Raw genomic sequence first — 331 nt, forward strand, 5'->3', positions numbered from 1 at the left:
TATGCAGAGGTGGAGTATAACTACAAACTTTTTCAAAGGCATAACGCCCATCATCGACTAGATACCATCCAACAGAGGAATTGTTATGATGAGAAGTATCTTGAGAGGAGGAATGCACCATTTTTACAGCTTTGCGTGCAATTTCTGACTCATTAAGAGGCGAAAAGCGTGCAATTTTTTCGATGACTTGTCGATAGATATTACGTGAGTGAGAATCAATTTCGGAAAAATCACTCTTTTCACGCAAAATGGAGTCTACAATACTGACAGTTTCAAACCATACTGTCCAATCAACATCATCAATGGCTTTAAGGGCACGGATAATATTGCC

General features: G+C 39.0%; 1 protein-coding gene. It reads right to left on the reverse strand.

Annotated features, from left to right (window positions below; genetic code table 11):
* On the reverse strand, positions 1 to 331 hold a 331-nt coding region (locus ACFINO_RS10780), incomplete at both ends, for a hypothetical protein (RefSeq protein ID WP_375655843.1).

Source organism: Bartonella sp. AA83SXKL, assembly GCF_042196965.1.
Classification (GTDB): domain Bacteria; phylum Pseudomonadota; class Alphaproteobacteria; order Rhizobiales; family Rhizobiaceae; genus Bartonella.